11 protein-coding genes and 1 pseudogene are annotated in these 8,131 nt (G+C 69.9%); 3 read left to right on the forward strand and 9 right to left on the reverse strand.

What is annotated here, in order from left to right; genetic code table 11:
• Nucleotides 1-110 (forward strand): annotated as a pseudogene (locus tag JWP28_RS15055) (IS5/IS1182 family transposase); the annotation flags it as partial.
• 13 nt (nt 111-123) lie between these two features.
• On the opposite strand, the gene fetB reads toward JWP28_RS15055, so the two are convergent.
• The 8 genes from fetB to JWP28_RS15095 form a co-directional block, all read right to left on the reverse strand.
• Nucleotides 124-915 carry an iron export ABC transporter permease subunit FetB gene (fetB, locus tag JWP28_RS15060; RefSeq protein ID WP_299544122.1) on the reverse strand — a complete coding sequence of 264 codons (792 nt, stop codon included), beginning with the start codon at nt 913-915 and terminating at the stop codon, nt 124-126.
• Entirely contained in the window at nt 912-1,565 is a 654-nt protein-coding gene (locus JWP28_RS15065; RefSeq protein WP_299544124.1) for an ABC transporter ATP-binding protein, read from the reverse strand. The genes fetB and JWP28_RS15065 overlap by 4 nt, the downstream gene beginning before the upstream one ends.
• An 85-nt stretch (nt 1,566-1,650) precedes the next feature.
• Nucleotides 1,651-2,397 carry an anti-sigma factor gene (locus JWP28_RS15070; RefSeq protein ID WP_299544125.1) on the reverse strand — a complete coding sequence of 249 codons (747 nt, stop codon included), beginning with the start codon at nt 2,395-2,397 and terminating at the stop codon, nt 1,651-1,653.
• Nucleotides 2,394-3,023, reverse strand: a complete 630-nt coding sequence (locus tag JWP28_RS15075; RefSeq protein WP_299544127.1) for a sigma-70 family RNA polymerase sigma factor — start codon at nt 3,021-3,023, stop codon at nt 2,394-2,396. Before JWP28_RS15075 ends, JWP28_RS15070 begins: the two co-directional genes overlap by 4 nt.
• Before the next feature lie 12 nt (nt 3,024-3,035).
• On the reverse strand, nt 3,036-3,371 hold the full coding sequence (locus JWP28_RS15080; protein WP_299544128.1) for a cupredoxin family copper-binding protein: 336 nt from the start codon (nt 3,369-3,371) through the stop codon (nt 3,036-3,038).
• 27 nt (nt 3,372-3,398) lie between these two features.
• Nucleotides 3,399-4,289, reverse strand: a complete 891-nt coding sequence (locus tag JWP28_RS15085) for a metallophosphoesterase (RefSeq protein ID WP_299544130.1) — start codon at nt 4,287-4,289, stop codon at nt 3,399-3,401.
• Between the two features lie 126 nt (nt 4,290-4,415).
• On the reverse strand, nt 4,416-5,345 hold the full coding sequence (gene rarD / locus JWP28_RS15090) for an EamA family transporter RarD (protein ID WP_299544132.1): 930 nt from the start codon (nt 5,343-5,345) through the stop codon (nt 4,416-4,418).
• A 4-nt stretch (nt 5,346-5,349) separates the two neighbouring features.
• A complete protein-coding gene (locus tag JWP28_RS15095) occupies nt 5,350-6,381 on the reverse strand; it encodes an aspartate-semialdehyde dehydrogenase (RefSeq protein ID WP_299544133.1) in 1,032 nt (343 codons plus the stop codon).
• A 149-nt stretch (nt 6,382-6,530) separates the two neighbouring features.
• On the opposite strand from JWP28_RS15095, the gene JWP28_RS15100 reads away from it, so the two are divergent.
• Both JWP28_RS15100 and JWP28_RS15105 read left to right on the forward strand, forming a co-directional pair.
• Nucleotides 6,531-6,932: a PaaI family thioesterase gene (locus JWP28_RS15100; protein ID WP_299544135.1), complete on the forward strand. Its 402-nt coding sequence runs from the start codon at nt 6,531-6,533 to the stop codon at nt 6,930-6,932.
• 66 nt (nt 6,933-6,998) lie between these two features.
• Nucleotides 6,999-7,472 carry a nuclear transport factor 2 family protein gene (locus JWP28_RS15105; protein WP_299544137.1) on the forward strand — a complete coding sequence of 158 codons (474 nt, stop codon included), beginning with the start codon at nt 6,999-7,001 and terminating at the stop codon, nt 7,470-7,472.
• Between the two features lie 18 nt (nt 7,473-7,490).
• Here JWP28_RS15105 and JWP28_RS15110 read toward each other — a convergent pair whose 3' ends face one another.
• The gene (locus JWP28_RS15110) at nt 7,491-7,904 is read right to left on the reverse strand and encodes an EVE domain-containing protein (protein WP_299544139.1); all 414 of its coding nucleotides are present in this window, start codon (nt 7,902-7,904) and stop codon (nt 7,491-7,493) included.
• Nucleotides 7,905-8,131: the final 227 nt, after the last annotated feature.

The following is an 8,131-nucleotide window of genomic DNA, read 5'->3' on the forward strand; positions in this document are numbered from 1 at the left end:
GCTTCAACAAGCTCAAGCACTTCCGCCGCTTCGCCACGCGATATGACAGGCGGGCTGTCCACTACCTGGCCTTCATCCACCTCGCCGCCGCCGTCCTATGGCTGCGCTGAATGTCGATTCGCCCTAGCGCAGCCGGTCGAGCCGCAGGCGCTGGCGCGGGTCGGTCAGCCGGCGCATGGCCCCATAGGCGATGATCAGCGCCGACAGTCCGCTTGCGCCCGCCAGCAGGAACATCAGCAGGATCTGGTATTTCACCGCCTCCACGGGATCGAGGCCGGCGAGGATCTGGCCGGTCATGATGCCGGGCAGGGTGATGACGCCGGCCGCCGACATCTGGTTGATCACCGGCAGCAGCCCCCGGCGGATCGCCGTGCGCAGCATGGGCGCCGTGGCCGAGGCGAAGCTGACGCCCAGCCCCAGCTGCGCCTCGATGGCCGACTTCTCGCGCTCCACGCCGGACAGTAGGCTGTCGAGCGCCAGGCTGCCGGCGTTCAGCACAGAGCCCAGGATGATGCCGGACAGGGAGATGGCGTAGCGGGCGTCGTACCAGGGGTGCGGCCGGATCGCGGTGGCCAGCGCCAGGACGACGGTGACGACGGTGGCGATGGCGACGCCGCCGGCGCTGATCGCCAGGCCCGCGCCGTGCTTGAACTTGCGCTCCGGCCGCGCGGCGATCTCGCGCGCCGCGATCGCGGCCATCGCCACCACGATGGCGAGCGTCGCGGCCGGATGATGCATGGCGAACACCACGCGCAGCAGGTAGCCCACCGCGATCAGCTGCACGACCATCCGCGCCGAGGCCCACAGCACCTGCCGATGCAGCTGCAGCCGCAACGCCACCGAAAGCAGGGCGTCGAAGGCCACCAGCGAGGCGGCGATCGCCAGGTCGGTGGCGCTGAGCGGGATCACGTTCACGCAGCGGGCGCCAGATGCCGGTCGCGCATGACGTAGCGCGCCGCCCCGAGCCGCACGGCCTGCGCGGGGTCGTGGCTGACCAACAGAACCGAGGCGCCGGCCGCCAGCCGCTCGCGCAGCAGATCTTCCACCTGGCCGACGGACACGGGATCGAGCGGGCCGGTGGGCTCGTCGAGCAAGAGGACGGGGGACTCCAGCACCAGGGCGCGGACAAGGGCCAGCCGCTGGCGCTCGCCGGTCGAGAGGCGGATCACCGATCCGTCCACCTGGGCGGCGCCTACCCCCAGCCGGGCTGCGAGCGCGCGGGCCTGGTCCAGCCGCTCCGGCGCGAAATGTTCGACCACGGTATCACGCCACCAGCCCGATTCCGCCGCCACATAGGGGACCTGCCGCCGCCAGTCCGGGGCCGCCATGGCCGCCCGCGACCCACCGTCCAGCCGCACTTCGCCCTCGTTGGGATCGAGGTCGGCGATCATCCGCAGGAACAGGCTCTTGCCCGAGCCCGAGGCGCCGCTGACCGCCGCGCAGGCGCCGGCCGCCAGGGAGAAGTCGAACGGCCCGGCCAGGTCGCTCTGCAGGCCACGCAGCGACAGGCGCGGTTCCGGGTGCGGTTCTGGGGGCGGCTCGCCCGGTGCGGCGCTGGAAGCCATGCCGCAGGATATCGGCCGCCGCGCGCCGTTTCGCCAGCCCGCTCGGCCGACCCGCGGCCATTTTTACGCCGTGGGCGGCAGTGGGTCAGCTCAGCATCCGGTTGGCGAAGGCTTGATGAAACGCCTCCAGGTCGCGCGGATCGATGTCGGAGACCGCCCAGAACTCAAGGCCGCCGCTCCGCCAGTGGGCCACCGAATAGCCGCTGCGCATCGCCGGTCCGGGCGCCGGAAGCAGTCCGGGTTTCGAGGGCCAGACGAAGAGGTTGATGACGTGGCGGTTGCGCCGATAGACCAGCGCCGCCACCACCCGGTCGCCGACGTAGTCCAGCCGCCCGCCGGCCAGCGGATAGCCGCGGTCCGCCAGCTCGAGCACCGGCGGGGCGAAGTCGATCCGCCCGTTGAACCAGGGCTTCACCACGTGCCGGTCGGAGGTCTCGACGTCCACCAGGTGGGCGGCCAGCGTCGAGCGCACATGGCTCGCCACCAACTGGTCCTCGAGGGCCATCGTGTTCGGCTGCAGGCTGACGATGGCCAGACTGGCGGCGATCGCCGCGAAGGCGCCGCTCAGCGCCCAGGGCGCGGCGGCCCGCAAGCGCCGACGGTGCGCCGGGGCTTCGGCCATGGCCTCGATCCGCTGGCGCAGGGCCGCAGGCGCGCGGTAGCCGACGCCGGGGGCGGAGAGCCTGGCGCTCAGCGCCTGCAGCTCGCCGAACGCCTGGGCGCAGCCGGGGCAGGTCTTGAGGTGCGCCTCGCAGGCCTGGGCGTTGGCGGCGTCGAGCTCGCCGTCCAGCAGGCCGTGCAGCAGCACTTCCTTGTCCGGGCAGGCGCTCATGGGGCCATCTCCTCAAGCGGCAGGGCGGCCAGCAACATGGTGCGGGCGCGCGCCAGGCGCGACATCACGGTGCCGATGGGGGCCGAGGTGATCTCGGCGATCTCGCGATAGGAGAGCTCTTCCAGCTCCCGCAACACCAGGGTTTCGCGGAACGGTTCGGGCAGGGACTCGATGGCCCCGCGCACCGCGTCCACCTCGCCCTGCCGCAGCAGCGCGGCCTCCGGCGTGTCGGCGTCGGACGCCATCGCCTCCAGCACCTCCGGGTCGGCCGACGGCTCGGACCGTCGCCGTGCCGAGGTCAGGTGGCTGGTGCGCACGATGGCGAACAGCCAGGCGCGGGGTTCGCCGCCGCGGAACCCCCGGAACCCGCGATAGGCCTTGAGGAAGGCGTCCTGCACCAGGTCCTCGGCCAGGCTCGCGTCGCGGCACAGGAACCGGGCGAAGCTGTAGGCGGCGTCGAGGTGCGGCAGGATCAGGCGGCGGAACCGCTCGGCCTCGCCGGGGTCGAGCGGCGTCTCGTCCGCCGTCGCCGGCGGCTTGGCGCGGAACGGCAGGACGAAGGCCGCGCCCGATGGATCGGGCCTGGCGGCCATCAGCGGTCCGAACGGGAGGATGCGGCCGGTCATGCCTTTCCTGCCTCAGGGCGCCTTCACCACGACCTTGCCGGTCATATGGGGATGGATCGAGCAGAAATAGTCGTAGGTCCCCGCCCGGGTGAAGGTGAAGGCGAACCGGTCGTCGGTGTCCAGCACCTTGGAGCGGAAGGACTTGTCGGTGGCGACCACGGTGTGCGGGACGTCGTCGCCGTTGACCCAGGTGACGGTGGTCCCGACCGGCACGGTCAGCACCGGCGCTGCGAACGTGAAGTTGCCGATGGTGATGACGCTCGGCGCGGGCGCTGCGGCGCCGAGCGTCACGGCCGCGAGGGCGGCCACCACCGCGACGGGGGTGCGGCGGATCAGGTATGCGAACATGACGGGCTCTTCGGGCTGGAGGATGGACTAGGCGGCGAGGCTGGCGTCGACGACGGCCAGGGGTTCGCCGCCGCGCACGAGGCTGACCGTGCGCACGCCGAGCGCGCTGTGCAGCTGGCCGGCCGGCACCTTCAGCGGCCCGGGCGCGGGGCCCTGGCCAGGCGCCGGCTGCGGGAAGGCGGTGGACCGCGCCGTGTGGAAGGCGACATTGCCCTCGACCTTCTGGATCACCTGGTGGATGTGGCCGTTGAGCACGGTGACCGAGCCGAAGCGCTTCAGCAGCGTCATGGCCTGGGCGGCGTCGTCGGTGCCCCAGCCCCAGTCGGCGTAGATGGTCCAGAGCGGAATGTGGGTGAAGACCACGATCGGCGTCGAGGAGGAGCGCGCCGCCAGGTCCTTCTGCAGCCAGGCCAGCTGGGCCGCGCCCAAGGATCCCATGCCGCCGGCCTTCAGCGCCTTGACGTTGACCAGCGCCACGAAGTGCACGCCGTTGTGGTCGAAGCTGTACCAGCCGTCGCCCAGCGAGCCCTTGCCGTAGCGGGCGAGGTAGGCCGCGCCGTTTCCCTCGTCGAGCATGTCGTGCTCGCCCGGCACGTGGAAGACCGTGAGGCCGGCCTCCTTGAGGATCTGGTCGGCGTCGTCGAACTCCTGGTCCTTCGACAGCTGGGTGATGTCGCCGGTGTGCAGGATGAAGGCGGGCTTCGCCGGCAGGGCTTTGATCTTCGCCACCGCCTCGCGGAAGGTGGCCCGCGCGTCCGGGTTGGGGTCCTTGGTGAATCCGATGTGGCTGTCGCTCACCTGCAGGAAGCTGAACGGCTGCACGGCCCCCTTGGGCGCCGCCACGGCCCGGTCGAGGGTGATCGAACTCGCCACCCCGCCGCTCGCGGTCCACAGCAGGCCGGTTCCGGCCCAGCCCATACACTCCAGAAAACGCCGCCTGTGCGGTTGATCGCCCATCGCTTCACCTGCCGGTTCGATTGCTCTTGCCGGATGAGACGCAGGGCGCTCGGCGTTTATTCCCGGCGAGCCTCGGTCAGGTTTTGATCATTCCGCCGGCTCGACCAGTTCCGTGGCCCGCAGTTCGGGCCGCGAGCGGCGCCAGGCGCCATAGGCGAACACCGCCGCCCCACCCCAGATGAATGCGAAGGAGGCGGCGCGCAGCGGGGTGAAGGCCTCGCCCTGGGCCACGCCGATGAAGAAGGCGATGGTCGGCCCGATGAACTGCAGGAAGCCCAGCGACGACAGCGGGATGCGACGGGCGGCCCAGGAGAACAGCACCAGCGGCACCGCCGTCACCGGCCCGCAGGCGAGCAGCCAGGCCGTCGCTGGCAGGCTGGAGCCCAGGTGGCCCGCGCCGGAGCTCTGCAGCCAGAGCACATAGACGAGGCCCGGCCCGGCCAGCAGCAGGCACTCGATCAGGAGGCCTGTCTGGGCGGCGGCGGCCACCCGCTTGCGCACGATCCCGTAGCCGCCGAAGCTGACCGCGAGCGCCAGGGAGACCACCGGCAGGCGGCCGATGGCGACGGCCTGGACCGCCACGCCCAGGGCGGCCAGGGCGATGGCCAGCGCGCCCAGCCGGTCGATGCGCTCATTGAAGATCAGCGCGCCGGCGGCCATGGCGATCAGCGGGTTGATGTAGTAGCCGAGGCTGGTCTCCAGGACGCGGCCGGAGTTCACCGCCCAGATGTAGATCGACCAGTTGGCGGCGATCAGCAGGGCTGACAGCGCCAGCCAGGCCATGGTGCGGGGATTTTTGAGCGCCGCCCGCACCTGACCGCCCTGCCGCGCCGCCACCACGAAGACGAACGCCATCGGCAGCGCCCAGACGGTGCGATTGGCCAGGATCTCCCACGGCGAGATCCCGAGCCTTCCCATCGCCTGGAAGACCAGGGGGACGATCCCCCACATGAGGTAGCAGCCGATCCCCGCGGCCAGAGCCAGGCGGGACTCGCCGCCGGGCTCTGCCTGCGACATGTCCTTAAGCGAGGGCTTTCTGGCGGATCAGGCCGCGCTCGTGGAGCAGCTCGGCGATCTGCACGGCGTTCAGCGCCGCGCCTTTGCGCAGGTTGTCGGCGACCACCCAGATGTTCAGCCCGTGCTCGACGGTCGGGTCGTTGCGGATGCGGCTGACGAAGACCGGGAACTCGCCCTGGGCCTCCTTCGGCGTCATGTAGCCGGTGTCGTCGCGCTTATCGATGACGATCAGGCCGGGGCTCTCGCGCAGGATGTCGCGCGCTTCGTCCTCGTCCAGGTGTTCGTGGAACTCGATGTTCACGGCCTCGGAATGGCCGACCATCACCGGCACCCGCACGCAGGTCACCGTCAGCGCGATGTCCGGATCGAGTATCTTGTGGGTCTCGTTCCACATCTTCTGCTCTTCGTCGGTGTAGCCGTCGTCCTTGAACGTCCCGATGAACGGGATGACGTTGAAGGCGATCTGCTTGGGGAATTTCTTCGGCGGCGTGGCGCCCAGGACGAAGACGTTCTTCGTCTGGTCGAACAGTTCGTCCATGCCTTCCTTGCCGGCTCCGGAAACCGACTGGTAGGTCGAGACCACCACCCGCTTGATCCGCGCCCGGTCGTGCAGCGGCTTGAGCGCGACCACAAGCTGGGCGGTCGAGCAGTTGGGGTTGGCGATGATGTTCTTGCGGTCGGCCCACTCGACGTCGTCCGGATTGACCTCCGGCACCACCAGCGGCACGTCCGGGTCCATCCGGAAGGCCGAGGAATTGTCGATGACGATCGGCCCGGCGGCGCCGATGCGCGGCGACCATTCCTTGGAGAAGGCGCCGGAGACGCTCATCAGCACGATGTCGACACTGGAGAAATCGAACTGCTCGATGTCCTCGCAGCGGACGATCCGGTCGCCGAAGGAGACTTCCACGCCGATGGATTTGCGCGAAGCGATCGCGTGAATCTTGTCCACGGGGAAGTTCACTTCCTCGAGGATGTTCAGCATCTCGCGGCCCACATTGCCCGTGGCGCCGACGACGGCCACCCGGTAACCCATCGCAATTCTCCTGGTCTTCAAGGGAGCGTCCCGTACCCCTTGGGGCGTCCGCAGGCAAGGCGAGCGTAACTCTTCCGCCCTTCAGAACGGCTGAGATGGCGGCTAGGCTTGCGGCCCGCAACCCGCCGCCAGCGAGAAACGGACCCGCCATGGCCGATGCGCCACAGCCCTCCACCGGCATGCCCTTCTCCGACCTGATGGGCGTCGAGATCATCGAGCGCGAGAAGACCCGCGTCGTCGGCCGGCTCACCGTGCGCGAGGACCTCTGCACCGCGGGCGGCATCCTGCACGGCGGCGCCTGCATGGCTTTCGTGGACGCGCTGGGCGCCATCGGCGGGGCGCTGAACCTGGCCCCGGGCGCACGGACCACAACGCTGGAGAGCAAGACCAACTTCCTGCGCGGCGCAGCCGTCGGCGCCGTCGTGACCGGCGAGGCCACGCCGTTGCACCTCGGCCGCCGCTCCAGCGTCTGGCAGACCCGCATCACCGACGCCGGCGGCAAGTTGCTGGCCCTGGTCATCCAGACGCAGATGACGATCGAGGGCGGCTAGGAAGACTTCGGCAACGTCAGATGATAAATGAGACCTGCGCTTCAAAAGGAAGCTGGGGAGGAACTCATGAAGACTGCAGTTCTGGGCCTTGTGTGCCTGGCGGGGTTGTCGACATCGTCTGTTGCGCTCGCCGCCAACGCGCAACTCGAGGCGCCCATCCATCAGTTCATCGACAACTTCAACAAGGGTGACGCGAAGGGCGCGGCGGCGAGCCACCTGCCGTCGGTCTCGATCATCGACGAGGCCCCGCCGCATCTGTGGGTTGGTCCCAAGGCCTTCGCGACCTGGGCCGCGGACCTGGCGAAGGACGGCAAGGCGCGCGGCGTTACAGACGAGAAGGTCACCTTGGGCGCGGTGAAACGTGAGGTGGTCTCGGGGGCGACCGGCTATGTGGTCATGGAGGCCACCTACACCTTCAAGCAGAAGGGCGTGGCCATGCGCGAGCCGGCCGAGATGACTTTCGCCCTGAGGAAGTCGGCCAAGGATTGGAAGATCGCCGGGTGGACCTGGACCGGGCCAGATCCCGTGCCGGCGAAGTAGCGGTAGGCGGGGGAGGCCCTAGCGCGTCTCCCCGGCCATCTCCAGGATCGCGGTCCACTCGTCGGGCTTCACGGGCGAGACCGACAGCCGGAACTCGCGCAGCATGGTCATGCCGGACAGCGCCGGATTGGCCTTGATGTCGGCGAGCGGCACGGGCTTCGGCAGCGGGCGTACCGGTGCGAGCTCTACCGCCACGAAACGGCCGGCGGCGTCGGTCGGGTCGGGAAAGGCCTCGCGCACCACCTTGGCGATCCCCACCACCGCCAGCCCCTCCTGGGAATGGTAGTAGAAGACCTCGTCGCCCAGCTTCATGGCCTTCAGGTGCAGCGCCGCGGCGTTGTTGCGCACGCCGTCCCAGATGGTCTTTCCGTCGCGCCGCAGGTCCTCGAAACTGTACTTGTTGGGCTCCGACTTCACGAGCCAATGGGCCATCGCTTCCTCCCGCCGCCCCAAGGCTGACCGTGCTGACGGACCATGCCGCGCCGCGCTTGGCAACCGGTCCGGCGGCCGAATCCCGCGAGCCCCGCGGTTGACTCCCAGGCGCAGCGCCGCCCATTCCGGGCGCCAGGAGGAGACACCGATGCCCAAAGAGACGCCCGAACGCACGGCCCTGGCCCGCGCCGCCGAGCACGCCTTCGCCTGGCTCGACGGCCTGGACG

The sequence above is a fragment of the Phenylobacterium sp. genome, from assembly GCF_028290885.1.
Taxonomy (GTDB): Bacteria; Pseudomonadota; Alphaproteobacteria; order Caulobacterales; family Caulobacteraceae; genus Phenylobacterium.

Coding starts and splice junctions, on each gene's coding strand:
- JWP28_RS15110 (WP_299544139.1), bottom strand. CDS start 7,904: ATGGCCCATTGGCTCGTGAAGTCGGAGCCCAACAAGTACAGTTTCGAG.
- JWP28_RS15095 (WP_299544133.1), bottom strand. CDS start 6,381: ATGGGTTACCGGGTGGCCGTCGTCGGCGCCACGGGCAATGTGGGCCGC.
- JWP28_RS15080 (WP_299544128.1), bottom strand. CDS start 3,371: ATGTTCGCATACCTGATCCGCCGCACCCCCGTCGCGGTGGTGGCCGCC.
- JWP28_RS15065 (WP_299544124.1), bottom strand. CDS start 1,565: ATGGCTTCCAGCGCCGCACCGGGCGAGCCGCCCCCAGAACCGCACCCG.
- JWP28_RS15070 (WP_299544125.1), bottom strand. CDS start 2,397: ATGAGCGCCTGCCCGGACAAGGAAGTGCTGCTGCACGGCCTGCTGGAC.
- rarD (WP_299544132.1), bottom strand. CDS start 5,345: ATGTCGCAGGCAGAGCCCGGCGGCGAGTCCCGCCTGGCTCTGGCCGCG.
- JWP28_RS15085 (WP_299544130.1), bottom strand. CDS start 4,289: ATGGGCTGGGCCGGAACCGGCCTGCTGTGGACCGCGAGCGGCGGGGTG.
- JWP28_RS15100 (WP_299544135.1), top strand. CDS start 6,531: ATGGCCGATGCGCCACAGCCCTCCACCGGCATGCCCTTCTCCGACCTG.
- JWP28_RS15075 (WP_299544127.1), bottom strand. CDS start 3,023: ATGACCGGCCGCATCCTCCCGTTCGGACCGCTGATGGCCGCCAGGCCC.
- JWP28_RS15105 (WP_299544137.1), top strand. CDS start 6,999: ATGAAGACTGCAGTTCTGGGCCTTGTGTGCCTGGCGGGGTTGTCGACA.